Raw genomic sequence first — 25508 nt, forward strand, 5'->3', positions numbered from 1 at the left:
CCGTGGACGCCGGGCGCTGGGCCGCTGACCCGCACGTCCCGGAAACGCAAGAATCCCGCCGGATCCGAGAGGATCCGGCGGGATCTTTCTGTGGAGCTAAGGAGAATTGAACTCCTGACCTCCTGCATGCCATGCAGGCGCTCTACCAACTGAGCTATAGCCCCTTGCCTGGTGGTCCGCCGCCCGGTTTCCCCGGCGGCGACGCCAACATTACACGGTCCACCGGGCGGAACACCAAATCGTTTCCCCGCCGGACCCTAGGCCCGCCACGACGGCGTCCCCTACGCGGTGACGAACGAGTAGAACCGCTTCAACGTGCAGTGTTCCTCCAGGAGGCGGCCGTAGATCGGCTCGCCCTCCAGCTCGCGGTACGTCTCGATGGGGTCGCCTTTTATGATCAGCGCCCGCGCGCATTCCTCGCACCAGTACTGGTAGTCGGGATTGACCGGCTCCATGTCCCGCACGATCGGCGTCCCGCTGCCGCACCAGTCGCACTTTCGCCTGTGTGCACCCATCGATCAGCTCCAGCTGTGGCCGCAGGCCGTGCACACGTAGGAGATCCCCCCGTTGTCACCGAGCACTTGGGCGACGTGGAGAGAACCGCAGGAAGGGCAGATGAGGCGGACGATGATGTCCCCCGCCGACGCCGCTCCGAGGAGGTGGCCGCCCTCCTCGAGGATGCTCGCAGGCATCACTACTCCCTCCCGTCGGGCCGCGCCCCCTTCCGGCCGTTTGATTCTGCCACGGCCGGACCAATACGGTCAGCGACGCCTGAGTACCAGTCCGGACACGGCGCCTCCTGAGAGGTATACGCCTGTGGGCGCCAAGTCACTCAAGCACCAAGCAGAAGATCCCGCCTCCTGATGGAGACGGGATCCTGATCTTGTGGAGCTAAGGAGAATTGAACTCCTGACCTCCTGCATGCCATGCAGGCGCTCTACCAACTGAGCTATAGCCCCTTGCGTTCGTCCCGCCGGGCGGGGTGAACAAGAAGAACTCTAGCCTGCGACATGTCGGAAAGTGAAATCCGCTCAGTCGTCGTCGCCCAGCACCGGCTCGGGCAGCGTGCCCGCGTTGTGCTCCAGCAGGCGCCAGCCGCGGGCGCCCTCGCCGAGGACGGACCAGCAGCAGTTGGAGAGACCGCCGAGGCTCTCCCAATGGTGGGGCTCCAGGCCGAGGAGCCGGCCAATGGTGGTGCGGATCGTGCCGCCGTGGCTGACCACGACGAGCGTGCCGTCCTCGGGCAGCTTCTCGGCGTGCCGGAGCACGACGGGGGCGGCCCGGTCGGCGACCTCCGTCTCCAGCTCGCCGCCACCGCGGCGCACCGGCTCACCGCGCTTCCACGCAGCGTACTCCTCGCCGTGCCGCTCGATGATCTCCTCGTGCGTCAGCCCCTGCCAGACGCCCGCGTAGGTCTCGCGCAGGCCCTCGTCGTGGCTGACCTCCAGGCCGGTGAGCGCGGCGAGCTCGGCCGCGGTGTTCGCGGCCCGCTGGAGGTCGGAGGCGACGATCGCGTCGGGCTGCAGGGAGACCAGCAGCCGGGCGGCGCGGCGGGCCTGGCCGAAGCCGGTCTCGGTGAGCTCGACGTCGGTCGTGCCCTGGAAGCGGCGCTCCACGTTCCAGGAGGTCTGGCCGTGCCGCCACAGGATGACGCGGCGGCCGCGGCCCTGCCGGTCGGCGGGAGCGGTCATCGGGGCTCCCCGAACCCGTCGGCGTCCTCGTCGGCGTGGAGCTTGGCGTGCTCCTCGGCCTTGCCGCGGGTCGCCTTGGCGTCGGCGGGCAGCTCCAGTTCGGGGCAGTCCTTCCACAGCCGCTCCAGGGCGTAGAAGACCCGCTCCTCGCTGTGCTGGACGTGCACGACGATGTCGACGTAGTCGAGCAGGATCCAGCGGGCCTCGCGGTCGCCCTCGCGGCGCACCGGCTTGGCGCCGAGCTCCTTCGAGAGCCGCTCCTCGATCTCGTCGACGATCGACTTGACCTGGCGGTCGTTGGGCGCGGAGGCGAGCAGGAAGGCGTCCGTGATCGACAGGACGTCGCTGACGTCGTAGGCGATGACGTCGTGGGCGAGCTTGTCGGCGGCCGCCTGGGCGGCGGTGTGGATGAGTTCGAGAGAGCGGTCGGTCGCGGTCACTACGAGGCTTTCGGTCGGCGGTCAGAAGACCTCAAGGGTCTCACGGACCGCCGACCGCACCCCACGCGATTGCCGGGACGCCCGGGAAGCTCAGGAAGAGGACGGCTTGTAGTCCTGGCCGAGGATCACCGCGACGTCCGCGCTCGCGGAGACCGTGCCCTTGGTGACCGCGCTCGTGGACAGGCCGAGGGTCTTGGCGACCTCGGTGGCGTTCTCCTTGTCGGCGGCCTCGGCGTAGAGGACCTTGGTGGCCGTCTGCGTGCCCGCGGGCGTGCCGCCGTCCAGGAAGGTGAAGCCGCCGTTGAGGAGGACCACGCGGGCCTTCTCGGTGTTGTCCTTGGTGCCGCTGGCGTTCTGGACGGAGACGCTGACGGCGGCGTCCTTGTCGGGGCTCTTCGCCTTGCCGCCGAGGACGTCCTTGACGACGCTCGCGCTGGCCTCCGCGCTCAGGGTGCCGTCCTGCCCGACGGGCAGCAGCGCGGTCTTGTAGTCGCCGCTCTTGGCGAGGTCGGCGAGCTTGGCGAGGAAGGTACCGAGGTCCTTGTCGGTCAGGGACGGGTCGAGGATCTGCGCCAGGGTCTGGACGGTGGTGGTCGCGGCGCCCGCGTCGGAGGACATCTTGCGCAGCACGCCCTGCATGACCTGGCCGAACCGCTCCAGCTGGGCGTTCTGGGCCTCGCCGGAGGCGCGGTAGGTGGCGTAGGCGACGGCCGTCTTGCCGCTGAGGGTCTGGTCCTTGCCCTTGGCGACCAGGGGCGCGGTGCCCTTCTTCTTGGCGGTCGGGTCGGGCACCGAGACATTGGTGTCGACCTCGATGTTGCCGACCAGGTCGACCAGGTTCTGCAGATAGGGGGTGTCCAGCCGCCAGGTGCCCTCGATGTCGGTGCCGAGGACGGTGTCGAGGGCGTCGAGGGTCCCGGAGGAGCCGTCGTCGTCGACGGACTTGGCGAGGGTGGTCGTGGTGCCGTCGTCGGCGGTCAGGGCGAGGGAGTTGGGGATCAGGACGGTGGTGCCCTGCTTGGTGGTGGTGTTGTCGACGAGCAGGGCGGTGGAGGTGCCGCCGCCGGAGGTGTTGTGCAGGTGGACGACGATCACGTCGCGGTTCTGGGCGCTCGCCGCGATCGTGGTGCCCTTGGCGGTCTCCGAGCCCCCGACGCCGGGCAGCTTCCCGGCGTACCAGAGGTAGCCGACACCGCCGACCGCGACCAGGGCGAGGACGACTACCAGGGCGACGAGCCGGCTGCGGGCGCGGCGCTTGGCCTCCTCGCGGCGCTCGGTGCGGTTCTCGGTGAAGTTGAGCCAGTCGATGACGTCCTCGGAGTCGGCGTCGGGCTCCTCCACGAACGCGAACTGCGTGGTCTGGTACGGCCGTTCGTCCCCACCGGAACGCTCCGCGCCGGCGGGGCCGCCGTCCCGGCCCGTCCGCGGCCCCTCAGCCTGTCCGGGCTGGCCGCCCTGCTGCGGGATGTAGGCCGTCTGCTCGGTGACCCGGGGCTGCCGGCCGGAGGCCGCCGCGCGGCCGTAGGGGTCGTACGCCGTCCCGGCCCCGCCGCCCTGCTGGGCACCCTGGCCGTACGGGTCGTAGGACGGCTGGGCGGGCTGCTGCTGCCCGCCGGTGGCGTACGGGTCGTAGCCGTACCCCTGCTGGGCGTAGGGGTCGTACTGCTGCTGCGGGGCCCGCTGCGGCGGGACCTGCTGATATACGGGCCGGCCGTACTCGTCGTAGCCGACGATCTCGTACTGCTGCTCGCCGTGGTCGCCGCCGTGTCCCGCGTCGTATCGGTCGTTCACCGGTGCCCCTCTCGGCTCACTCGCCGCGGTACAGCTCGCGCTTGTCGATGTAGCGCACGACTCCGTCCGGCACCATGTACCAGATGGGGTCGCCCTTGGCGACTCTCGCGCGGCAGTCCGTGGAGGAGATGGCCAGCGCGGGCACCTCGACGAGCGAGACGCCGCCCTCGGGGAGGCCGTGGTCGGTCAGGGGATGACCGGGGCGGGTGCACCCGATGAAGTGCGCGAGGGAGAACAGCTCCTCGGAGTCCCGCCAGGTGAGGATCTGGCCGAGGGCGTCGGCGCCGGTGATGAAGTAGAGGTCCGCGTCCGGGTTGAGGGAGCGCAGGTCCCGCAGGGTGTCCACGGTGTAGGTCGCGCCGCCGCGGTCGATGTCGATGCGGCTGACCGAGAACTGCGGGTTCTCGGCGGTCGCGATGACCGTCATCAGATAGCGGTCCTCGGCGGCGGAGACCCGGCGGTGGGTCTTCTGCCACGGCTGGCCGGTCGGCACGAACACCACTTCGTCCAGGTGGAACTGCGCGGCGACCTCGCTGGCCGCCACCAGGTGCCCGTGGTGGATCGGGTCGAACGTCCCGCCCATGACGCCGAGACGGCGCTTGCCGGGGTTCGACGGGCCGTTGCCCGGGCCGGTAGGCATGTCCTGCTCTCCCATGCGTGCAGACCCTACCGGCCCGTCCTGAGGACGCCGTCCGGCGCAGGCCCGGAGTGCCCTGCTTTGGGCACTCGGTGCCTCAGCGGTCGCGGTTGAAACGAGTCGTGATCCACAGCAGGAGCAGCAGGATGATGAAGGCGGCGCCGCCGGTCACGAGCGGGTCGAGGCTTTCGTGGTTACCGCCGTGCTCCTCGCCCTCGGCAGCGAGGGTGACCAACTGGGCAGCGGTGCTGTGGAAGCTCATCTTCGGCAGGACCTATCCGGTGTGGGCGGGATAAAGATGTCGGCTCATGGTAAGCGGGGGCCGGCAGGGCGATCACGCCGACTCCACCGTTGGAACCTTCGCCCGCCGTCATTCGTCCTTCCGTTTGTACCCCCGCAGCAGGAACCACGCTGTCAGCGCACAACCCAGCATCATCACGACCAGCACGATCCGCAGCAGATTGCCGGGCCCCTGCCGTTCGGCGGCGCTCGCGGCCTCGGTGAGCCAGTCGGCCCGGATGTGCTGCATGACGTGGACTCCTTCGCTGTACTGCCCGTCCACGCTATCTCCGCCTAGGCTGGGCTCTGCTTCGGGGGCGCAAAGGACCGCACAAGGGTCCGCAAAGGATCACAGCGGTCGAAGAGGCACAGCCAAGACGCGCATGGGGGAAGACATGTCCGACGACGGCCATCAGAACAACGGACACGAGAACGTGCCCAGCAGGCAGCGCAAGCGTTTCCCGGGAATCTCCTCCCGTGCGTACGAACACCCCGCCGACCGCTCCGCCCTGGTGGCACTGCGCAAACTGAGCGGTTTCGACACGGTGTTCAAGGCGCTCAGCGGCCTGCTGCCCGAGCGCAGCCTGAGGCTGCTGTTCCTGTCCGACTCGGTGCGCGTGTCCGACCAGCAGTTCTCGTACCTCAACGACATGCTGCGGGACGCCTGTTACATCCTGGACCTGGAGAAGGTCCCGCCGATGTACGTCAACCAGGACCCGCAGCCCAACGCGATGTGCATCGGCCTGGACGAGCCGATCATCGTCGTCACCACGGGCCTGGTCGACCTGCTCGACGAGGAGGAGATGCGGGCGGTCGTCGGCCACGAGGTGGGCCACGCCCTCTCCGGCCACTCGGTGTACCGGACCATCCTGCTGTTCCTGACCAGCCTGGCCCTCCGGGTGGCGTGGATCCCGCTGGGCAACCTCGCGATCATGGCGATCGTGACGGCGCTGCGCGAGTGGTTCCGCAAGTCGGAGCTGTCGGCGGACCGCGCGGGCCTCCTGGTCGGCCAGGACATCAAGGCCTCCATGCGCGGCCTGATGAAGCTGGCGGGCGGCCACAACCTCCACGAGATGAACGTGGACGCGTTCCTGAAGCAGGCCGAGGAGTACGAGGCCGGCGGCGACCTGCGCGACTCCGTCTTGAAGATCCTGAACGTCCTGCCGCGCAGCCACCCCTTCACCACGGTCCGCGCGGCCGAGCTGAAGAAGTGGTCCGAGTCCCGCGACTACCAGCGGATCATGGACGGCCACTACCCGCGCCGCGACGACGACAAGAACACGTCGGTCTCCGACAGCTTCAAGGAGTCCGCCTCCCACTACACGGACCACGTCAAGAACTCCAAGGACCCCTTGATGAAGCTGGTCAGCGACATCGCGGGAGGGGCGGGCGACCTGGGCAGCCGGGTACGCAGGGGCTTCGGAGGTTCGTCGAACTCGACACCCTCGCAGGAGAACCAGGGGCACGAGGAGGACTAGGCCGGTTCAGACCTTCGGCTGCGCACTGGTCGCCAAAGACCCGCACAGCGCCGTCGCGCTCCCCGTCGCGTACGGATCCGTCCCCGCCGGTCCGCCCGCCCGCGCCGTCTCCCCGGCCAGCAGCGGATGCAACCGCCCGACGGAGTCCTCCGCGCAGGACAGCGGCCCGGCCTGGACGTACGACACGACCAGCTGGGCCGTGTGCAGCCGCAGATCCTCCCGGTCGAACCGGAAGTGCAGCTCCCGCCGCACGGTGAACAGCGAGACCTCGCCGCCGGAACCGCCGGAACCGCCGGAGGCGGCCCGCAGCGCGTACACGAACGTGTGGTCCGCAGTCACCTCCAGCGTGGCGGAGTCCGTCTCGGCCGCCTGGAGACTCCCCTGCACCCGGATCTTCCCGTCGGCCAGCACGACCTCCGCCGGGTCGAAGCGAACCAGCCATCCGGTCGGCGCGTGCCGCCCGTCCGCGGCCGGGTGCGCGAAGCTCTGGTCGAACTGGTCGAGCTGGTCGGTGTCCAGCAGCACCCGTACGGACCGGATCTCCCGCCCGGTGAGGACCTCCGGATAGAGCGAGGACCGCACGATGTAGTCCTTGGCCGTGGTCAGCGCGGCCACGACCTGGCTGTCGGAGAAGTGCGCGGTGCGCCGGGAGGCCGGCAGCGGGATGCCCTCGGCGCCGAAGCGGTACTGCGCGGCCGGACTGTGCTCGTACAGATACTCCGCGTCGGCGGCCCCCGGGACCTTGCCCTCGGGGGCGAGCGGGATCACCGTCATCCGCAGGGGCTCGACGGGCTGGCGGGCCGCGGGAGACGTGTAGGGGTTCCGTACGCCCATGTAGATCGCGGTGCCGAAGGCGATGGCGATCAGCAGGACCAGGATCAGCGCCTGCCGGGACAGCCCCCGGCGCATCGGCGGACGGCGGCGCACGGCGGGCGCGTGATCGCCCATCCGCTCCTGCGCGGAGTACTCCTGGAGCCGGGCAGCGCGGACGAACGACTCGTCGAAGACAACGGATCGGTACTCGTCCTCGCCGCCTGGGGGGCTGCCCTCGGGTGTCCCCTCAGGGGGGTCTCCTGGCCCGCCCATATCTTCAGAGTAGGTCTCGCGGCGCTCAGGTAAACGCCCGGCCGCACGACAACTTCTGACAGGTTCTCACCAGGACCGTCGGAGATCGGCCGCCGTGCGGTCAGGGGGTGCGCGGGACCGCGGAGACGGCCGGCTGGGAGTAGTCGGCGGACGCCGAGGGGCTCGCCGCGCTGCCCTGCTCCAGACCGGTCGAGGCGGGCGGCGGTACCTGCTCCCGGCTGCCCGAGGAGGCACCGCGGTAGACCGCCGTGAAGGCCAGCGCGACCATGCCGATGCCCATCACGAGGGCGAGCATCCAGGCGACCGGGCGATGCCAGCGGACCTGTTTGCCGTACGTCCCCGGAGCGCCGTAGCGGCCTTCGAGGATCTCGGTGTCGTCGAGCTCGTCGAGCTCGGGATCATGGCCGAAAGAGCCGTATCCCTCGTCGTAGCGCTCGCCTCTGCCGTGCGCCCTGCGGGCCTCGGCCTCGGAGGCCTCCGCTCTCGCCTGGGCGGCGGCCAGGAGGCGCTCGACGGCGGTCGGCTCGTGCACCACCGCCGCCCGTACGAAGGCCTCGTCGAAGACCACGGAGGCGAACTCTTCGTCCGACACCCCGCGGTCGTGGTCGTCGTCGGGCTCCCAGCCGTCAGGGAACGGCGTGCCCCCCACGTCCTCCGGCACGTATCCAGAGTAGACCGAGGGGGTCAATTTGGGCAGACGGTACGGAAATTCATAGGGCTCGCTCAGCGACGGACGTGCCCGTCGCCGGTGACGATGTACTTGGTGCTCGTCAGCTCCGGCAGGCCCATCGGGCCGCGCGCGTGCAGCTTCTGGGTGGAGATGCCGATCTCCGCGCCGAAGCCGAACTGGCCGCCGTCGGTGAAGCGGGTGGAGGCGTTGACCGCGACGGTCGTGGAGTCGACCAGCTGGGTGAAGCGGCGGGCGGCCTGCTGGGAGGTCGTCACGATGGCCTCGGTATGGCCCGAGGTCCACAGCCGGATGTGCTCGACGGCCTTGTCGAGGGAGTCCACCACGGCGGCGGCGATGTCGTACGACAGGTACTCGGTCTCCCAGTCCTCCAGCGTGGCCTCGACGAGGGTCGCCTTGGAGTCCTTGGCGTACGCCATGACCCGCTCGTCGGCGTGGACGGTGACGCCGGCCTCGGCGAGGGCGTCCAGGGCGCGCGGCAGGAACTCGGGGGCGATGTCCTGGTGGACGAGGAGGGTCTCGGCGGCGTTGCAGACGCTGGGCCGCTGGGCCTTGGAGTTGATCAGGATGTCGACGGCCATGTCGAGGTCGGCGTGGGCGTCGACGTAGACGTGGCAGTTGCCGGTGCCGGTCTCGATGACGGGGACCGTGGACTCGTTGACGACGGTCCGGATCAGCGAGGCGCCGCCGCGCGGGATGAGGACGTCGACGAGGCCCCGGGCGCGCATCAGCTCGCGCACGCTCTCGCGGCTCTCGCCGGGCACCAGCTGGACGGCGTCGGCGGGCAGCCCGGCGCCGCCCACGGCGTCCCGGAGCACCCGGACCAGGGCGGAGTTGGACTCGTAGGCGGAGGCGGAGCCGCGCAGCAGGACGGCGTTGCCGGACTTGAGGCACAGGGCGGCCGCGTCCACCGTCACGTTGGGGCGGGCCTCGTAGATGATGCCGACCACGCCGAGCGGGACGCGGACCTGGCGCAGGTCGATGCCGTTGGGCAGGGTCGAGCCGCGCACGACCTCGCCGACCGGGTCGGGCAGCGCCACGACGTCCCGGACGTCGGAGGCGATCGCGCGCACCCGCTCCGGGGTGAGCGTGAGCCGGTCGATGACCGTCTCGCTGGTGCCGGCCTCGCGGGCCTTGGCGATGTCCTTGGCGTTCGCCTCCACGACGTCGCTCGTCCGGACCTCCAGCGCGTCCGCGATGGCGAGCAGCGCGTCGTCCTTCTCGGCCCGCGGCAGCGGGGCGAGGTCGGCGGCGGCGGCCTTGGCCCGGTAGGCGGCCTGGGTGACCGGGGACATGGAGTCGTACGGCGAAAGCGTGGTCATACGGGAAGGGTAGTGCGCCGCGCGCGGCCGGGCGCCGCTCGTTCCACACCCCGAGACAAGCCCCGCAGGACCGGCAGAACCCACTCAGAACGGGTGTACGCCGACCGGTGACGCCGGCGGTGGTCCGTACCCCTCGGCCACCCGCTGGTGGTAGGTCTGGCGGTCGATGACCTCCAGGCCGACGATCTCCCAGGGCGGCAGCCCGGCGCTCTGCCGGTGCTCGCCCCACAGGCGCAGGGCGACGGCGGCCGCGTCGTGCAGGTCGCGGGCCTCCTCCCAGTACCGGATCTCGGCGTGGTCGTTGGCGTAGCGGCTGGTCAGCAGGAAGGGGTGGTCGTGGGCGAGCTGTTCCAGGGCCCGCCGGACCTCCTTGAGTGGGGCCTCGTCGCCGGAGACGCTGAGGGTGACGTGCCACAGCCTCGGCAGGTCCTCCGGGCGCTCGCCCTCGTACCGGTCACCGGCCGCGACACTGGTGAGCGCGCGCTCCTCGCCGGGCGCGCGTGCGGCGGAACCACCGCCGCCGTGGGACGCCGTCGCCCCGGGGCGCACTCGTCTCACGACGGCCTCCTTCATGCAGAGATCGACCCGGGGGTCGGCGGTGTGTGGTCCCGAGACAAAGTTGAGCAGGCCGCAAGGGCTTGTGGGGCGATTTTGCGGAACGTCCACCTCAGGGCGACCCTTTTCGCAGGGCGTTCACCCTGTTTTCGGGCACAGAGAGGCGTTTTCCCCTCTCAGGAGAACCCCCGTCACGGGTGCAGCAGCACCAGATCGTCCCGGTGGACGACCTCCCGCTCGTACGCCGGTCCCAGCTCCCGCGCCAGTTCGCGGGTCGAGCGGCCGATCAGCCGGGGGATCTCCTTGGCGTCGAAGTTGACGAGCCCGCGGGCCACCGCGCGCCCCTCGGTGTCCCGCAGCTCGACGGGGTCGCCCGCGGCGAACTCGCCCTCGACGGAGGCGATCCCGGCCGGCAGCAGCGACTTGCGGCGCTCGACCACGGCCTGCACGGCACCGTCGTCCAGCGTGAGGGAGCCCTGCGGGGTGGAGGCGTGCTGGAGCCACAGCAGCCGGTCGGCGGAGCGCTTGCCGGTGACGTGGAAGTAGGTCCCGGTGTCCCCGCCGGAGAGCGCGTCGGCCGCGTGCACCGCGCTGGTCAGGACCACGGGGATGCCGGCCGCGGCGGCGATCGAGGCCGCCTCGATCTTGGTGACCATGCCACCGGTGCCGACGCCGGCCTTCCCCGAGCTGCCGATCTCCACTCCGGCCAGATCCGCGGGCCCGCGCACCTCGGCTATCCGCGAGGTCCCGGGCTTGCCGGGGTCGCCGTCGTAGACGCCGTCGACGTCGGAGAGCAGCACGAGCAGGTCGGCGTGGACGAGGTGGGCCACCAGGGCCGCGAGCCGGTCGTTGTCGCCGAAGCGGATCTCGTCGGTGGCGACGGTGTCGTTCTCGTTGACGATCGGGAACGCGCCCATCGCGAGGAGCTTGTCGAGGGTGCGGGAGGCGTTGCGGTGGTGGGAGCGGCGGCTCATGTCGTCGGAGGTGAGCAGCACCTGGCCGACCCGGACGCCGTAGCGGGCGAAGGAGGCGGTGTAGCGGGCGACGAGCAGGCCCTGGCCGACGCTGGCGGCGGCCTGCTGGCGGGCCAGGTCCTTGGGACGGCGGCGCAGGCCCAGCGGGGCGAGGCCCGCGGCGATGGCGCCGGAGGAGACCAGGACGATCTCGCGCTCTCCCCCGCTGCGGCTCTTGGCGAGGACGTCGACGAGCGCGTCGACCCGGTCGGCGTCCAGTCCGCCGGAGGCGGTGGTCAGCGACGAGGAGCCCACCTTGACGACGATCCTGCGGGCCTCGCTCACGGCCTGCCTTGCCCCTGCCACGTGTGTGTCCTGTCCTTTTGAAGGCCCTCGCGCCACTTCGGGTACTCGCCCGCAATGTACGCGAAGGGGATGCGGCACCGCGCGTCCGTCCAGTCCCCGGACCGGGGATCCACTCCCTCCCCACCAGTAAACGGAAGGTGAATTAACCACTTCCGGAAGGTGTACAACCCTTTCTCGCCGACCCGCGTCGAACTGGCCATGATGATCCGCCGGTTCTGTTCCGTCCTGCGCGTTCCCGGGAAATCCGAACTCCTCCTGGTGTTCCTGTTCGGTGCCGGCTTCGTGGCGCTTCCGGTCCTCGCGCTGCTTCCGTCCCTGTGGGGATTCACGGCGGCGTGGGCCGTGACCTATCTGGCGGACGAGGTCCTGCACGAAAGGGCCCCCGGGTTCGTCCGGCGCCTCGCGGCACTGCAGCTCAGCCGCACGATGCGGTTCGCCGTGCGCTCGGTCATGCTGCTGGCCCTGGCCGACCGAATGGACGCGCCGGACGCTTTGCTGATCGTCGGTCTCGCGGTGTTCAGCGTGCATTTCCTGCTGGTCATGCTGTATTCGGCGGTGCATCACGCGATTCGCAGACGGCGAATACTGCCGGTGGTCGTACGGAATCTCGACATGAGCGGGCTGGAAATACCCGCGCGCCCGCCCGCGTACCTCTACCGGCGTTTCCTGCGCAAGCTGCTCCACCTCGACCTGCCCGCCCAGGCGGGACTCCTCGCGGCGCTCGCGACCGGGACGAACTACCCCGCCCACGTGGGCTACGCGCTGACGCTCGGGGCGACCGTGGCCGCCGTACTGGCGCTGCTGGTCCGCCTCCGCGCGGTCCGCCGGATGCCCGGCCGGGAGGCGGTGCTCGCCGGGGTCAACCGCCAACTGGCCGCGCACCGGCCCGAGGTGGCGCTGTACTTCAGCTTCGCCGCGGTCTCCCGGGACTTCATGTACCAGGTCAACATGTGGATCGAGACGCTGGAGCGGCTCGACCTGCGCCCGGTGATCGTGCTGCGCGAGCGGGCCTCCTTCCGCTTCCTCGGCCGCACCCGGCTCCCCGTGGTCTGCGTGCCCAAGGCCGACGACCTGGCCGAGCTGGACCTGTCCGCCGTGAAGGTCGTCCTCTACCCCGGCAACGCCGGCAAGAACGTCCACATGCTGCGGATCGCCGAGGCCAAGCACGTCTTCATCGGCCACGGCGACAGCGACAAGCTCGCCAGCAGCAACCGCGTCAGCAAGGTGTACGACGAGATCTGGGTGGCCGGAAAGGCCGGCCGGGACCGCTACCGGCGGGTGCGGCACGCCATCAGCGACGACGCGATCGTCGAGGTGGGCCGCCCGCAGCTGGCCCCGGTCCAACTGCACACCGACCGCGTCCCGGGTCCGGTCCCGGTCGTGCTCTACGCCCCCACCTGGGAGGGCTGGAGCGACGACGACTGCCACACCTCCCTGATCCCGATGGGCGTACCGCTGATCGGGAAGCTCCTCGCGGAGGGCGTCCGGGTCGTCTACAAACCGCATCCGCTCACCGGCAAGCGCTCCGCCGAGGCGGCCGCGGCGGACCGGACGATCCGGGAGCTGCTGCGCGCCGACGACGACAGGGCGACGGCGAGCGCGGGACCCCGGCTCCAGGAGATCCGGGCCCGTCTCGACGAGTTGTCCGGACGCCACGAGGGCGACGACGCCCAGCAGTTGAGCGAGGCACGGGTGCCGGACGGGGCGGGCGCGGCCGAGTGGCACGAGCTGCGCGCCGCATGGCACCGGCTCTTCTGGGAGAGCCGGTCCGGCGCCCGGCACCACGTCATCCTCGACCAACTCCCCACGCTGTACGAGTGCTTCAACCAGGCGGACATCCTGATCAGCGATGTCTCCTCCGTGGTCGCCGACTTCGTGGCGAGCCTCAAGCCGTACGTCCTGACCAACGCCCGGGACCTGTCCGACGAGGAGTTCCGGGCCGCGTACACCACCGCGGGCGGCGCCTATCTGCTGGACCGGGCCTGCGCCCAACTTCCGGAGATCCTGCGCTCGGTGCGCGAACCCCGCAACGACCCGATGGCCCCGGCCCGCCGCACCCTCAAGGAGTACGTGCTGGGCCCGGACCATCCGACGTCCATGGAGCGCTTCAACGCGGCGGTGAACACCCTGGCGGCCCAGGCCACCGCGCTCGACCCCGGTCTGACAACCGTCCCATAAGTCCCATAACCGCCGCCCGGGCCCGGGCGTTGTCCAAGCAGCCGCACTTCGAGCACTTGGAGCACCGCCATGCCCACGTTTCCCAGGAGAAGACCCCGCAGCCCCTCCCGCCGGCTCACCGGCAAGGCGCTCGTCGTCCTCGTCCTCGCCGCCGCGAGCGTCGGCCAGGCGATCGCCGCCCTGCGTCCGCACCTGCCGCTGCTGCTCGCCGCCACGGTCGCCTCCTACGCCGTGGAGGGCATCCTGCACCGGTGGCAGCGCGGCATGGTGAGCCTGTTCGCCAAGTCCCACGCGGACATCACCGTCCGGCACGTGCTGCGCGACCTGCTGCTGGTCGTGGGTCTGCTGCGGCTGACCGCGGAGGACCAGGAGACGGCGTACACCGTGCTCGTGGCCGGTCTGCTCGCCTTCTACGCCCTGCACTGCGCGATCCAGGCGCTCTCCGTCCTGGTCCGCCGCACCCGCACCCTCCCGGTGCTCACCCGCAACATCGACGCCTCCGCGCTCCGCCTGACCCCGGCCCCGCCCGCCCTGCTGCGCCGCCCGGGCCCCCGGCTCCTGGTGCACGGCCTGCCCGCGACCGCGGGCCTGCTCGCCACGGCCGCGACCGGCGAACCGAGGTGCGCGGCCCTGGGCATCGCCGTCTCCCTCGGGCTCGCCCTGAAGGGGTTGTACGACCTTCTCGTACGGCTGCTGCCGAGCCGTCGGCCCGCGGGCGAGCAGGAGGTGCTGGATTGGTTCGACGCATGGCTGGCCGAGTACCGCCCGACCGTCGGCCTGTACTTCTCCGGCGGGGCCGCCTCCGCCTACCAGGCGAACATGTGGCTGGAGCCGCTCGCGCAGCTCGGCGGCCGGCCGGTGGTGATCCTGCGGGAACGCTTCATGATGCAGAAGATCACCGCGACCGACGTGCCCGTCGTGTGCCTGCCGAAGGTCTCCACGCTGATGCGCCTGGAGCACTCCACGCTCCAGGTCCTCATCCACCCGTCGAACTCCGGCAAGACCTCCCAGGTGCTGCGCATCCCGACGATCAAGCACACCTTCGTCAACCACGGCGAGAGCGACAAGCTCTCCTCCTGCAACCCGTACGCGAAGGCGTACGACGAGGTGTGGGTGGCCGGTCCGGCGGCGCGCGAGCGGTACGCGGCGGCCGACGTCGGCGTCGAGGACAAGGACGTGGTGGAGATCGGCCGCCCGCAACTGGAGGCGGTACGGCCGTACGCGGGGCCGCCGGCCGGGCCGTACACGGACGTCCTGTACGCGCCGACCTGGGAGGGCTGGGACGGCAACCCCGGCAACACGTCGGTGATCGAGGCGGGCGAGAACATCGTGCGCGCGCTGCTGGCGGATCCGGGGGTACGGCTGCTGTACAAGCCGCATCCGCTGACCGGGTCGGTGGATCCGCGGGCGGGGGCGGCCGATCTGCGGATCCGTGAGCTGATCCGGGCCGCGAACCGGGGCGCGGGCAGGGGCGGCGATCGTGACGAACTCGCGCTGCGTACACGCGAGTTGGAGCGGCTCACCACGGCGTCCTTCCGGGCCGCCGCGGATCAGGTCGAGCGGATGAGGGTGCAGTCGACTCCGGAGCCGGGTCGGGCAGCTGCGGTGGCACGGGCTACCGAGGCTTGGGAGGAGGCGTACTGGGACTCACTTCCGGACGGCGAGCACCAGATCGTCACCGACGTGCGGCCCGCGCTGTACGCCTGCTTCAACCGGGCGGACCTGCTGATCAGCGATGTCTCCAGCGTGGTCAGCGACTTCCTGGCGAGCGGCAAGCCGTACGCGGTCGCGAACACGAGCGGCTTGCCGGAGGAGGAGTTCCGTACGGCGTTCCCCACGGCCGGTGCCGCGACGGTGCTGACGCCGGACGGGGCGGGGGTCCCGGCGCTGCTGGACGCCGTACGCCATCCGGAGAGGGACGAACTCGCGGGTGCGCGGGCCGAGTTGAAGCGGCGGCTGCTGGGGCCGGACGCTCCGTCCTCGCAGGAACGGTTCGACATGGCCGTTCAGGCGTTGTGCCTGGCCGCGTTGGAACATCGGGCCCGGGTCCATGTGGAGTTGCCCGGGCAGCGGAGGGAGACGGTGTCGGCGTCGGGGACGCTCACGCTGCTGGGCTAGTGCGACGCCAGAGGGCCTGGTCTTCGGGAAACATCCGAAGACCAGGCCCTCTGTTCACAGAGCCGTACTCAGCCCACGGCCTCCGCCGCTCCGGCCGCCGCCCGTGACTCCTGGCCGACGTTGCGCGCCTCGGCCTTGAGGGCGAGGTTCGCCACCGCGGTGTTGAACTGCTGGATGGAGGTCGGCTCGTCCGGACCGAGCAGGTACTGCTTGAGCTCCACCCGGTCCTCGGCCAGCGCGTCGGCCTTGGGGTCGCGGACCGCGTCCAGCAACTCGCCCAGCTCGGACGCCTTGTTGGACAGGATCGTGGCGGCCCGCACCGCGGTGTTCTGCCGCTTGAACTCCTCCTCGCCGAGCGCGGCGGAGTCCGTGACCGCGTACGGCTTGCCGCTCGCGATGAAGTCGGAGACCACGCTGGAGATGTCGGAGACCATCGCGTCGGAGACGTTGAAGCAGTCGTACAGCCGCGGCTCGGCGCCGGTGATCACCCGGTGCTCCCAGGCCGGGAAGGAACGCCAGTACACGTCGTTCCACTCGCCCTGCAGCCGGGCGATCTCCTCGTACTTGGCCACGTCGACCACGCCGTCACGGGTGGCGTCGGCCTCGTCGCCCTTCTCGCCGACATTGCCGCGCGCCAGGACGGCGAGCCGGGCCTCGATGCGGGCGAGTTCGGCGCGCGCCTCGGTCTGGGCCGCCGTGTCGACAGCGAACCTCGCGTCGGCGGCGCGCTCGGCGGCGGCCTTCTCGATCAGCGCGGTGACCTTCTGGTGCGCGGCGCCCGCCTTGGCGAGGACGGTGCCCGTGAAGGGGTGCGGCTTGTAGAGGACCCGCACCGGCGGGTCGGCCTTGAGCAGCTTCTTCACGATGTTCTCGCCGGCCAGCATGAGCGAGGTGTTGCCCGGGTCGCCGTCCCAGCCCTCCCAGGTGGGCGCGTACAGCACCGTCGGGATACGGCCCTCCGGCACACCCTGCCAGGTCCGGATCGGCGCCAGCTGCGGGCGGCCGACCTCGACGATGTCCTCGTCGCGGACGCCGACGTCGGCGATGGCGTAGCGGTCGCGGCCGGCCCGGCCCGCGGTCCACACCTCGTCGTACGCCTTGCTGAAGGGGTTGACGCTGGCCAGCTTGTCGCTGTCGCCGTGGCCGATGAAGACGTGCTTCATGGTGGGGACGCGCAGCAGGTGGATGTTCTTGCCGACGTTCGCCGCGTACAGCGCGACCCGCACCGTGGACAGGTCCATGTTCATCAGGTGCACCCCTCCGGGCACGCAGATGACGGGGACCGTGGTGGGCGCGAGGTTCTGCAGGATGACGCGCTCACGCAGCAGGATCAGCGGCCTGGAGTCCAGCTGCTCCATGGTCTCCAGCCACATGTTGACCTGGTAGGCGGAGTCCTTGGAACCGGAGAAGAACAGCACCGTCTCGGGCCGGTACTCGCGCAGCCAGTCGTCGACCGCGGCGAGGACCTTGTCGTCGTTCGGCGGGATCTTCTTGCCGCGCACGTACGGCATCAGCACGAGCACGTACAGCGAGCCGAGCCCGATCGTCACGCCGATGCCGACGAAGCCGGCCACCGCCGAGTCCGTCGCGGCGGAGATCAGTATGCCGACCACGGCCGCGAGGTCGAGGTGCAGCATCTTCTCGGCGGAGCGGTTGAGCAGACCCTGCGGCGGCGCGTCCGGGATGCGGATCCGGGAGGCCAGGTCGACGTTGCGGGTGGCGACCGGCATCCGGCGGCGGTTGCGGATCAGGGTGACCAGCGCGCCGTGCGGGGCCTGGAGGCCGTAGAACGCGATGAAGCAGGCCGTGGCGCCGTAGAAGATCAGACCGTCCGAGAGGTTCATCCGGGCCAGCAGCAGGATCAGCAGGAGCTGTCGGATCAGGAAGCGGATCGACAGTCCCGCGCGCACCTTGCTGAGCCGGTTGACCAGATAGCTGCCCTGGCGGTGCAGATAGTGGTCCGCAAGGTAGGTCACGGCGGTCGCGGCCGCGAAGGCGGGCACGCTCGGGACGAGCGCGGCCACCATTATGGCGGGGAAGCCCGCCATCATGAGGACCGCCGCGGCCAGCTCGGCCGCGCTGCCCACCCGGGCGACGCGAATAGCGGTGGTTATCACTGAGAACCTGCTCTGGGAGGGGTGCCGGTTTTAAGGACTCAGGCCCCTGCGAATGCACCGTGAACGGGCAGCCACAGAGGCCTGAATTACAGAAGGCTATTTCCCTTGATTATGCCATGCCGTCCTGTCGGTCCAGAACACTGGCCAGCGCCTGCTCGAAGCCGGACGCCTGGCCGGCCGAGGCCGTCGGGTCCTGCTGGCGGACGTCGATGACATGGCCGGTCAGCTCGGACAGCAGCACGTCCAGCGAGGTGCGGGCGACCGCCTCGGAGGAGAGCAGGCTGCCCGCGGGCTCCTGACCGAAGGCCTTGGTGCGCATCGGCGTGGCGGTGCGCTCCGGGTTGATGCAGTTCACGCGGATGCCGTCGGTGGCCCACTCGTCGGACAGGGCCTGGGTGAGGTTCACCATGGCGGCCTTGGTGGAGGAGTAGAGGCTGTACTCGGCGCGGCCGCGGGTGTAGCTGCTGGAGGTGTAGAGGAGCAGCTGGCCCTTCGTTTCAGAGAGGTACTTGTAACTCGAACGTGCGATCTGGACGGGTGCCAGGTAGTTGACCTTGAGCGCTTCCTCGATGGTCGCGTTGTCGGTCTCGGCGAGCTTGCCGATGCGCAGCACACCCGCGGTGTTCACGACGTAGTCGATCCGCCCGGTCTCGGCGTACGCCTTGGACAGCGCGTCGTCGACCTCCTCGGGGTTCTCGACGTGCGTGCCGGTGGTCGAGCGGCCCAGCGCGTACACCTTGGCGCCGTAGGACTCGGCGAGCTCGGAGATGTCCTTGCCGATGCCGTAGGAGCCGCCGAAGACGACGACGGTCTTGCCGGTGAGCAGCTCGCGGTAGGCCTCGTCGCCGTTCTGCTCGGGGGCCGCGGTGGAGGCGAGCTGGAAGAGCTTGTCGGCGATGAAGACGTCGACGGGCTGGGTGACCTTCATGTTGTACTCGTCACCCGCGACGACGTGGATCGGCACGTCCGGCAGGTACTTGAGCACGACCGAACAGTCGTCCGTGGCCTGGAAGTTGGGGTCGCCGGCCGCGACCTCGTAGGCCCGCTTGATCGTGGACAGCTTGAAGGCCTGCGGGGTCTGGCCGCGGCGCAGCCGGGAGCGGTCCGGGATCTCGGTGATGAACTCGCCGTCCCCGCCGTGGGTGCGCGTGACGATGATGGTGTCCGCGGACGGGATGGCCACGTCGACGGCCTGGTAGCGCTCCAGCGCGGCCACGCAGTCGTCGATCACGCGCCGCGAGAGCAGCGGGCGCACGGCGTCGTGGAAGAGGACGTTGAGGTCCTCGCCGTCGGCCAGGCCCTCGCCGAGGGCGGAGATGGCCCGCTCGGTGGTCTCGTTCCGGGTGGCGCCGCCCTCGATGATCTTCTTGACCTTGGTGAACCCGGCCTTGGCGACGATCTTCTCTATGTCGGGCACGTACCCGGGCGCCATCAGCACGATGATGTCGTCGATCGAGTCGGCCTGCTCGAACGTGGTCAGGGTGTGCTCGATGACGGCCTTGCCGGCGATCTTCAGCAGCTGCTTGGGGATCGAGAGACCCACCCGCTGACCGGTGCCACCGGCCAGGATCACTGCGGTGGTACGGGGCTTGGCGATGTGCTCGGACACAGAAGACCTACCTCGGGGCGACAGGGAACGGGGAAATGGTCCCACTTGCGGTTACCGCAGTGCAAGGTGAGCGCCCTTCAGTGCATATGTGCGCGCTACCTGTCATTCACCTTGCACCGCCGGTGACAACAACCTTGCGGGAGTTCAGCGTCGGCGCAGCTTCTTCAGGCATCGGTGCCCGAGTACCCGCACGAGGTCCTTCGTCGACGTCTGGTGAACGGTACGCGTCTTCGCCGGAGCCTCGGCGGCCGCCGCGAGCACCCCGTAGAGCGCCTGGGCCGCCACCTCGGGAGAGATCCGTGGCGCCGGGATGCCGTCCAGGGTGGGCGCCTTCGGTACGGCGGACAGGAGCGTGAGGTCGCCGACGATCCGTACGCCGAGTGCGGCGATGTTCTCGGCCATCTCCGCGCCGATCTCCGCCGCGGCCTCGACCGCCCAGTCCGGAGTGGGGATCTTCACATCGCCGGACGCGGGGACGCACGCATTCTTCATATGCATCACGGCGCCATTACGAACAAGCTTCGAATACAACTCGTCGGGCAGTCCATTGCCCCGGAATTCTTTGTTGAGATTCCGCAGCATTTCGGTCTCGGCGAGGGTAAGAGAACGATTCGCGGCGTCCGGAACGGCCTCCAGGAGATTGTCGGGCAGTCCGAGAAGCCGCTCGAAAGTGCGCATGAGACCGTCGCGGTCGCGGTCGTCGACCACCACCACGGTGATCCGCTCCGGACCCACCACCCGCGCCCACCGCTCGACGAGCCGGTCGTGCCGGTGCCGGCGCCAGAAACTGGGGTTGGGCTTCTCGTACGGCGGCTTCCTGAGCATGTGCGTGAGCCAGTTCTCGTAGCCCATGCGCAGCCCGTTCTGGACGTACTGCTGCCACTGCGACGGCATGATCCGCACCAGCGGCCGCAGCGTGACCAGAATGTGCACCCGCTCCCCGCCGAGCTGCTCGACGATCCGCGCGACGGTGGCCTCGTCCTCGGCGTCGGCGAAGAACTCGCTGCTCACGACGGATGTGCGCGCACCGCTCGCCACCACCTGCTCCAGCAGCCGCGTCCAGTGCTTCTCGGTGGGCGCGGTGTCGCCCATCATCGCCGGTCTGGCGCAGGCGGCCAGGGCCGCCTCCATGGGGTGCCTGCTGTGCGCGGGGAAGACGACTCCGTGCTCGGGGAGCCGGTCCTTGGCGGCGAACAGCGCGCCCTGGATGGAGGTCGTGCCCGTCTTGTGCGGGCCGATGTGCAGCAGGCGGGTGCCGGCGGGCAGCGGAGCGGTCACGCCGTTCACCGGAAGGTCGTCACTCGTACAGTCCGTCTCCATGGTTAAGGGACAGTAAGAGGAGTTTCTTGGAGTTGCCTGAGAGGCGCGTGGGACTGGGATGAGTCCCACCGCCCCCTCCCTGGTCAGACGCGCTGCACGCCCGGTCTGCCGGACTCGACCCGCAGCTGCGCGAGCGTGCTCGCCGTCGCCTGCGGCTTGAGAACCGTGTCGACGACCCGGACCTGGGCGTCGATGCCGAGGCGGTCGATGTCGAAGAGGTGGTAGCCGCGGTGGGCGTCGATGACCTTCCAGTGCGGGTTGTCGGCCTTCAGCGGGTCCCACTGGGTGTGGAAGGCGGTCTGGTCCTGGTCGCCGTTGCTGGAGATCGACGTACCGACGAACTCGGCGCCGACGACCGCGGAGGACGGGTCGGCGAAGTCCTCCTTGAGGTCGCTGATCATCGTGAAATGGCGGTCCCCGGAGAGCACGACCGGGTTGCGCACGCTCCTGAACTCCTTCAGGAGGGCGTTGCGTTCGGCCTGGTAGCCGTCCCAGGCGTCGTAGTACCAGAGCTTGCCCTCGCCGAGCAGGATGTCGGTCTCGGCCATCATGATCTGCGAGGCGATCACGTTCCAGCGGGCGGGCGAGTCGCGCAGCCCGTCCAGGAGCCACTGCTTCTGCGGGGCGCCGAGCATGGTGAGCGAGGGGTCCGTGGCGGCCTGTTGGCTCGTGACCTGGTCGCTGCGGAACTGCCGGGTGTCGAGCACGTTCAGCCGCAGCAGCCGGCCGAACTCCAGGCGCCGGTACATCTGGATGTGCGGCCCGTTCGGGATCGCGCTCGCGCGCACCGGCATGTGCTCGTAGTACGCCTGGAAGGCCGCGGTCAGCCGGGCGACGAAGGCGTCGTGGGACTGCTTGCCGGGGTCCTGCGGGATCTCGCCGGCCCAGTCGTTGTCGACCTCGTGGTCGTCGAAGGTGACGACGAAGGGCGCGTGGGCGTGCATCTCGGCCAGGTCGGGGTCCATGCGGTACTGCGCGTACCGGTTGCGGTACTGCGTCAGGGTGTACGGCTCCCCCGTGCCCTCGTGCCGGCGCGGTCCCGCCGACGACGGCGTCGACTCGTAGATGTAGTCGCCGACGAAGAGCACGAGGTCGGGGTCCTGGGCGAGCATGTCGGCGTACGGCGTGAAGTAGCCGTGCTGCCAGTTCTGGCAGGAGGCGAGGGCGATCCGCAGGCTGCCGCGGGAGGTGTACGGGTCGGGCGCGGTGCGGGTGCGGCCGGTGCGGGAGAGCTGTCCGGCGGCGCGGAAGCGGTACCAGTACTCGCGTCCCGAGCGCAGCCCCCGTACATCGACGTGAACGCTGTGTCCGTATGCGGGCAGCGCCTGGGCGGTGCCCCGGCTGACGACCCGTCCGAACCGCTCGTCCTCGGCGACCTCCCACTCCACCGGGACCTCCTCGGCGGGCATGCCGCCGCCGTCCAGCGGGTCGGGGGCGAGCCGCGTCCACAGCACGACGCCGTCCGGCAGCGGGTCCCCGGAGGACACGCCGAGGCTGAACAGCCCCTCGGGCAGCGCCCGCTCGGCCGCTCGCGCGGTGCCCGGCAGCCAGAGCTGGGCGGAGGCCGCGGCGCCGACGACGGCGGCACCGGCGGCCAGAAAGCGGCGTCGATCGGGCGACGGTACTCCTGTCATGACGAACTCCCTTGCGTCGCGGGCCTCTTGGACACCCAGGAAGCTCACGCTCCGGGGCGGTCCAGGTGTTGAACCAGGGTGTTCGCGTGCATGACAAGCGGGTAGACAACAGAAGAGCCGCTGCGTCACAGGATCAACACTGAAAGTGATCTTGTCGCAACGGCTCTCGAGAAACGCTCAGGACGTGGGTGTTCAGTAGGTAAAGCCTGTGCCCAGTAGGGCATTCGTGGCACTGGTGCCGAGGGTGCCGGCGCCGAACGTGAACGAACCCTTGGCGGTGATGCCGTCGGATGTCGCCGGGAAGGCCCACACACCGCCGGCGTTCGCGTTCTCCCCGGGCGCGCCCACGGCGAGGTCGGAGCGGCCGTCACCGTTGAAGTCGCCGAGGTGCACGGCCCGGCCGAACAGGTCCCCCTTCTCGGCGACACCCGGTACCGAGGCGGTGTTCTGACTGATCGCCAGGGACCCGTCCGCGGTGAGTCCGTCGCCCGTCCCCCGCAGCGCGACGACCATGCCCGCCTCGGCGATCCGGCCCAGGTCCTCGCCGGGCGCGCCGGTGACGACGTCGAGGTACCCGTCGCCGTCCACGTCACCGAGCTGGACGTCGGTGCCGAAGCGGTCGCCCTTCTCGGCGGTGCCGGGCACCCCGGGGGCGTCCTGGTTGAAGGCCACCGCCTCCACCCCTACGGGCCCCTCGGCCGTCCCCGGGACGAAGGTGACGCTGCCGCCCTTGGCCCGGTACGAGTCGTGGTCGCTGTCGTAGCCGTCCACCGCGCGGCCCACCACGATGTCGGCGTAGCCGTCCCGGTCCACGTCCCCGACCGCGAGGTTCTCGCCGCCCTGCATCCCGGCGCCGTCGATGTCGTAGACGAGGGTGAAGTACGGCGAGACGCCCTGGTCGGTGCCGTACCAGTACTGGATCCGGCGGGAGTCGAACTCCTCGGCGCTGTTCGCGGCGGCGACCACGTCCGTGCGGCCGTCGCCGTTGAGGTCGCCGACGGCCAGGTCCAGGATCCGGCTGTCGTAGCGGTCGGTGACGTTCTGCGTGCCGCTCGCCGCGCCGGTGCGCTTGAAGGGGCCCTTGAGGACACGCAGGTCATGGGCGTTGGTCACGGTGATCAGGTCCGTCGCGCCGTCGCCGTCCACGTCTGCGGCCGTGAGCCGGCCGGCCGCGCCGAGTCCGTCGCCGACCCGCAGGCCCCCGGCGAGGGCCGCGGCGCCGGACAGGCCCTTCGGGCCGCCCCACAGGACCTCCAGGTACCCGGCGTCCTTACCGGTGCCCGTGTCCTCGCCGGCGACCCCGACCACCAGGTCGGTGTAGCCGTCCCGGTCGAGGTCGGCGGTGGTCAGGGCGCTGCCGAAGCGGTCGCCCGCCTCGGCGGCGCCGGGGACGCCCGCGGAGTTCTGCGTGAACACCTTGCGGCCGGTGGTGGCGAGGCCCTTCGGCGTGCCGTAGAGGACGGCGACGTAGCCGGCCTTCGCCTTGCCGGCCACGGTCGCCGAGGGGGCCGCGACGGCGAGGTCGGCGTAGCCGTCGCCGTTGAAGTCGTCCTCGGGCTCTACGGCGGCCGACCGCGCCTGTGCCGCCGTAGGAACCGTCATGGCTCCCGTGACCGCGAGCACCACGGCCACCGCCGCGCCCCAGGTCCGTCTGCGTCCCCTCATGGCTTCCTCCAAGTCATCCGGATTGCCCGATACGACTCACAGGAAAGGGAGTTGGTTGCCCGGCCGACTGCCTTGAGTTTCCCGGGAGTTCACTCGCCGAGGAAGCTCGCGGTCCTCCGGCGTCTCACTCGCCGAACGGCTCGAAGTCCTCGAACTCCCGCGCCGACTCGTCCCGTTCGGCCTCCTTGTCGCGGCGCCGCTGGGCCGCCGGACGCGGTGCCTCGAAGCGGTGGTCCTCGCCGCGCCGGCCGAGCATCTCGGCGCCGGACATCATCGACGGCTCCCAGTCGAAGACCACGGCGTTGTCCTCGGGGCCGATGGCCACGCCGTCGCCCGCGCGGGCGCCCGCCTTCATCAACGACTCCTCCACACCGAGGCGGTTGAGGCGGTCGGCGAGATAGCCGACGGCCTCGTCGTTGTTGAAGTCGGTCTGGCGCACCCAGCGTTCGGGCTTCTCACCGCGCACCCGGAACAGACCGTCGGCTTCGGGGGTGACGGTGAAGCCGGCGTCGTCCACGGCCTTGGGCCGGATGACGATCCGGGTCGCCTCCTCCGCGGGCTTCGCGGCCCGTGCCCGCGCGACCAGCTCGGCGAGCGCGAAGGACAGCTCCTTGAGCCCGAGGTGCGCGACGGCGGACACCTCGAAGACGCGGTAGCCGCGCGCCTCCAGGTCCGGCCGCACCATCTCGGCGAGGTCCTTGCCGTCGGGGACGTCCGTCTTGTTCAGGACGACGACCCGCGGCCGGTCCGCGAGGGACGTCTTGTACTGCCGCAGCTCCTCCTCGATGACGTCGAGGTCGGAGAGCGGGTCCCGCTCGGACTCCAGGGTCGCGGTGTCCAGGACGTGCACCAGGACGCTGCACCGCTCCACGTGCCGCAGGAACTCAAGGCCCAGCCCCTTGCCCTGGCTGGCGCCCGGAATCAGGCCCGGCACGTCGGCGATGGTGTAGACGGTCGAGCCGGCCGTGACCACGCCGAGGTTCGGGACGAGGGTCGTGAAGGGGTAGTCGGCGATCTTCGGCTTGGCCGCTGAGAGGACGGAGATCAGCGAGGACTTTCCGGCGCTCGGGTAGCCGACCAGCGCCACGTCGGCGACGGTCTTCAGCTCAAGGACGATGTCCTGGAGGTCCCCCGGCTCGCCGAGCAGCGCGAAGCCGGGCGCCTTGCGGCGGGCGGAGGCCAGCGCGGCGTTGCCGAGTCCGCCGCGGCCGCCCTGGGCGGCGACGTAGGAGGTGCCGTGGCCGACCAGGTCGGCGAGGACGTTCCCGGCCTTGTCGAGGATCATGGTGCCGTCCGGCACGGGCAGCACCAGGTCCTGGCCGTCCTTGCCGGAGCGGTTGCCGCCCTCACCGGGCTTGCCGCTGGTGGCCTTGCGGTGCGGGGAGTGGTGGTACTCGAGCAGCGTGGTGACGGACTGGTCGACGGTGAGGATCACGTCCCCGCCGCGTCCGCCGTTGCCGCCGTCGGGTCCGCCGAGCGGCTTGAACTTCTCACGGTGGACGGAGGCACAGCCGTGACCTCCGTTACCCGCGGCGACATGCAGTTCGACGCGGTCCACGAAGGTGGTCATGGTCAGTGCCT

At 70.4% G+C, this 25508-nt stretch carries 22 protein-coding genes and 2 tRNA genes; 3 read left to right on the forward strand and 21 right to left on the reverse strand.

Features of this window, described 5'->3' with window-relative positions:
* Positions 1–91: 91 nt before the first annotated feature.
* From ABZ896_RS33270 to ABZ896_RS33315, 10 genes are all read right to left on the reverse strand, one after another.
* A tRNA-Ala gene (locus ABZ896_RS33270) sits at positions 92–164 on the reverse strand.
* Between the two features lie 117 nt (positions 165–281).
* The gene (locus tag ABZ896_RS33275) at positions 282–515 is read right to left on the reverse strand and encodes a hypothetical protein (protein WP_003976229.1); all 234 of its coding nucleotides are present in this window, start codon (positions 513–515) and stop codon (positions 282–284) included.
* Between the two features lie 3 nt (positions 516–518).
* On the reverse strand, positions 519–692 hold the full coding sequence (locus tag ABZ896_RS33280) for a hypothetical protein (protein ID WP_360937193.1): 174 nt from the start codon (positions 690–692) through the stop codon (positions 519–521).
* A 194-nt stretch (positions 693–886) separates the two neighbouring features.
* Positions 887–959, reverse strand: a tRNA-Ala gene (locus tag ABZ896_RS33285).
* A gap of 72 nt (positions 960–1031) precedes the next feature.
* Positions 1032–1691, reverse strand: a complete 660-nt coding sequence (locus tag ABZ896_RS33290) for a histidine phosphatase family protein (RefSeq protein ID WP_360937195.1) — start codon at positions 1689–1691, stop codon at positions 1032–1034.
* Entirely contained in the window at positions 1688–2131 is a 444-nt protein-coding gene (rsfS, locus tag ABZ896_RS33295; RefSeq protein ID WP_360937197.1) for a ribosome silencing factor, read from the reverse strand. Before rsfS ends, ABZ896_RS33290 begins: the two co-directional genes overlap by 4 nt.
* Positions 2132–2221: 90 nt before the next feature.
* Positions 2222–3922 carry an LCP family protein gene (locus tag ABZ896_RS33300; protein WP_360937199.1) on the reverse strand — a complete coding sequence of 567 codons (1701 nt, stop codon included), beginning with the start codon at positions 3920–3922 and terminating at the stop codon, positions 2222–2224.
* A 16-nt stretch (positions 3923–3938) separates the two neighbouring features.
* Positions 3939–4577: a nicotinate-nucleotide adenylyltransferase gene (gene nadD, locus ABZ896_RS33305; protein WP_360937201.1), complete on the reverse strand. Its 639-nt coding sequence runs from the start codon at positions 4575–4577 to the stop codon at positions 3939–3941.
* A 79-nt stretch (positions 4578–4656) separates the two neighbouring features.
* On the reverse strand, positions 4657–4821 hold the full coding sequence (locus tag ABZ896_RS33310; RefSeq protein ID WP_020136208.1) for a hypothetical protein: 165 nt from the start codon (positions 4819–4821) through the stop codon (positions 4657–4659).
* Positions 4822–4929: 108 nt separating this feature from the next.
* Positions 4930–5088, reverse strand: coding sequence for a hypothetical protein (locus ABZ896_RS33315; RefSeq protein ID WP_360937203.1), 159 nt, complete (start codon positions 5086–5088; stop codon positions 4930–4932).
* A 145-nt stretch (positions 5089–5233) separates the two neighbouring features.
* On the opposite strand from ABZ896_RS33315, the gene ABZ896_RS33320 reads away from it, so the two are divergent.
* Positions 5234–6316 carry a M48 family metallopeptidase gene (locus ABZ896_RS33320; protein WP_360937205.1) on the forward strand — a complete coding sequence of 361 codons (1083 nt, stop codon included), beginning with the start codon at positions 5234–5236 and terminating at the stop codon, positions 6314–6316.
* A 6-nt stretch (positions 6317–6322) separates the two neighbouring features.
* Here the strand turns inward: ABZ896_RS33320 and ABZ896_RS33325 are convergent, their stop codons facing one another.
* The 5 genes from ABZ896_RS33325 to proB all read right to left on the reverse strand — a co-directional run bounded on the left by ABZ896_RS33325 (position 6323) and on the right by proB (position 11265).
* Positions 6323–7402, reverse strand: coding sequence for a hypothetical protein (locus ABZ896_RS33325; RefSeq protein ID WP_360937207.1), 1080 nt, complete (start codon positions 7400–7402; stop codon positions 6323–6325).
* Positions 7403–7502: 100 nt separating this feature from the next.
* Positions 7503–8063 carry a hypothetical protein gene (locus ABZ896_RS33330; RefSeq protein ID WP_360937209.1) on the reverse strand — a complete coding sequence of 187 codons (561 nt, stop codon included), beginning with the start codon at positions 8061–8063 and terminating at the stop codon, positions 7503–7505.
* A gap of 62 nt (positions 8064–8125) precedes the next feature.
* Entirely contained in the window at positions 8126–9412 is a 1287-nt protein-coding gene (locus ABZ896_RS33335) for a glutamate-5-semialdehyde dehydrogenase (RefSeq protein ID WP_360937211.1), read from the reverse strand.
* An 84-nt stretch (positions 9413–9496) separates the two neighbouring features.
* Positions 9497–9961 carry a hypothetical protein gene (locus ABZ896_RS33340; protein WP_360937243.1) on the reverse strand — a complete coding sequence of 155 codons (465 nt, stop codon included), beginning with the start codon at positions 9959–9961 and terminating at the stop codon, positions 9497–9499.
* A 197-nt stretch (positions 9962–10158) separates the two neighbouring features.
* Positions 10159–11265 carry a glutamate 5-kinase gene (gene proB / locus ABZ896_RS33345; RefSeq protein ID WP_360937245.1) on the reverse strand — a complete coding sequence of 369 codons (1107 nt, stop codon included), beginning with the start codon at positions 11263–11265 and terminating at the stop codon, positions 10159–10161.
* A gap of 180 nt (positions 11266–11445) precedes the next feature.
* Between proB and ABZ896_RS33350 the strand changes: the two genes are divergently transcribed.
* Together ABZ896_RS33350 and ABZ896_RS33355 are read left to right on the forward strand one after the other, a co-directional pair.
* The gene (locus ABZ896_RS33350) at positions 11446–13464 is read left to right on the forward strand and encodes a hypothetical protein (RefSeq protein ID WP_360937213.1); all 2019 of its coding nucleotides are present in this window, start codon (positions 11446–11448) and stop codon (positions 13462–13464) included.
* Between the two features lie 69 nt (positions 13465–13533).
* A complete protein-coding gene (locus ABZ896_RS33355; protein WP_360937215.1) occupies positions 13534–15582 on the forward strand; it encodes a hypothetical protein in 2049 nt (682 codons plus the stop codon).
* A gap of 68 nt (positions 15583–15650) precedes the next feature.
* Here the strand turns inward: ABZ896_RS33355 and ABZ896_RS33360 are convergent, their stop codons facing one another.
* The 6 genes from ABZ896_RS33360 to obgE form a co-directional block, all read right to left on the reverse strand.
* Positions 15651–17699: a hypothetical protein gene (locus ABZ896_RS33360; protein ID WP_360937217.1), complete on the reverse strand. Its 2049-nt coding sequence runs from the start codon at positions 17697–17699 to the stop codon at positions 15651–15653.
* A gap of 109 nt (positions 17700–17808) precedes the next feature.
* Positions 17809–19308 (reverse strand): bifunctional cytidylyltransferase/SDR family oxidoreductase, encoded by a 1500-nt coding sequence (locus ABZ896_RS33365; protein ID WP_360937219.1) that lies wholly within the window; start codon positions 19306–19308, stop codon positions 17809–17811.
* Positions 19309–19452: 144 nt separating this feature from the next.
* Positions 19453–20628: a hypothetical protein gene (locus ABZ896_RS33370; RefSeq protein ID WP_360937221.1), complete on the reverse strand. Its 1176-nt coding sequence runs from the start codon at positions 20626–20628 to the stop codon at positions 19453–19455.
* An 83-nt stretch (positions 20629–20711) separates the two neighbouring features.
* Entirely contained in the window at positions 20712–22262 is a 1551-nt protein-coding gene (locus tag ABZ896_RS33375; protein WP_360937223.1) for an alkaline phosphatase D family protein, read from the reverse strand.
* 192 nt (positions 22263–22454) lie between these two features.
* Positions 22455–23927 (reverse strand): FG-GAP-like repeat-containing protein, encoded by a 1473-nt coding sequence (locus tag ABZ896_RS33380; RefSeq protein ID WP_360937225.1) that lies wholly within the window; start codon positions 23925–23927, stop codon positions 22455–22457.
* 124 nt (positions 23928–24051) lie between these two features.
* Positions 24052–25497 carry a GTPase ObgE gene (obgE, locus tag ABZ896_RS33385; protein ID WP_360937227.1) on the reverse strand — a complete coding sequence of 482 codons (1446 nt, stop codon included), beginning with the start codon at positions 25495–25497 and terminating at the stop codon, positions 24052–24054.
* Between the last annotated feature and the right edge of the window lie 11 nt (positions 25498–25508).

The organism is Streptomyces sp. NPDC047072, assembly GCF_040643855.1.
GTDB lineage: Bacteria > Actinomycetota > Actinomycetes > Streptomycetales > Streptomycetaceae > Streptomyces.

Coding starts and splice junctions, on each gene's coding strand:
- ABZ896_RS33275 (WP_003976229.1), bottom strand. CDS start 515: ATGGGTGCACACAGGCGAAAGTGCGACTGGTGCGGCAGCGGGACGCCG.
- ABZ896_RS33280 (WP_360937193.1), bottom strand. CDS start 692: ATGCCTGCGAGCATCCTCGAGGAGGGCGGCCACCTCCTCGGAGCGGCG.
- ABZ896_RS33290 (WP_360937195.1), bottom strand. CDS start 1,691: ATGACCGCTCCCGCCGACCGGCAGGGCCGCGGCCGCCGCGTCATCCTG.
- nadD (WP_360937201.1), bottom strand. CDS start 4,577: ATGGGAGAGCAGGACATGCCTACCGGCCCGGGCAACGGCCCGTCGAAC.
- ABZ896_RS33310 (WP_020136208.1), bottom strand. CDS start 4,821: ATGAGCTTCCACAGCACCGCTGCCCAGTTGGTCACCCTCGCTGCCGAG.
- ABZ896_RS33315 (WP_360937203.1), bottom strand. CDS start 5,088: ATGCAGCACATCCGGGCCGACTGGCTCACCGAGGCCGCGAGCGCCGCC.
- ABZ896_RS33320 (WP_360937205.1), top strand. CDS start 5,234: ATGTCCGACGACGGCCATCAGAACAACGGACACGAGAACGTGCCCAGC.
- ABZ896_RS33325 (WP_360937207.1), bottom strand. CDS start 7,402: ATGGGCGGGCCAGGAGACCCCCCTGAGGGGACACCCGAGGGCAGCCCC.
- ABZ896_RS33335 (WP_360937211.1), bottom strand. CDS start 9,412: ATGACCACGCTTTCGCCGTACGACTCCATGTCCCCGGTCACCCAGGCC.
- ABZ896_RS33355 (WP_360937215.1), top strand. CDS start 13,534: ATGCCCACGTTTCCCAGGAGAAGACCCCGCAGCCCCTCCCGCCGGCTC.
- ABZ896_RS33370 (WP_360937221.1), bottom strand. CDS start 20,628: ATGGAGACGGACTGTACGAGTGACGACCTTCCGGTGAACGGCGTGACC.
- ABZ896_RS33375 (WP_360937223.1), bottom strand. CDS start 22,262: ATGACAGGAGTACCGTCGCCCGATCGACGCCGCTTTCTGGCCGCCGGT.
- ABZ896_RS33380 (WP_360937225.1), bottom strand. CDS start 23,927: ATGAGGGGACGCAGACGGACCTGGGGCGCGGCGGTGGCCGTGGTGCTC.
- obgE (WP_360937227.1), bottom strand. CDS start 25,497: ATGACCACCTTCGTGGACCGCGTCGAACTGCATGTCGCCGCGGGTAAC.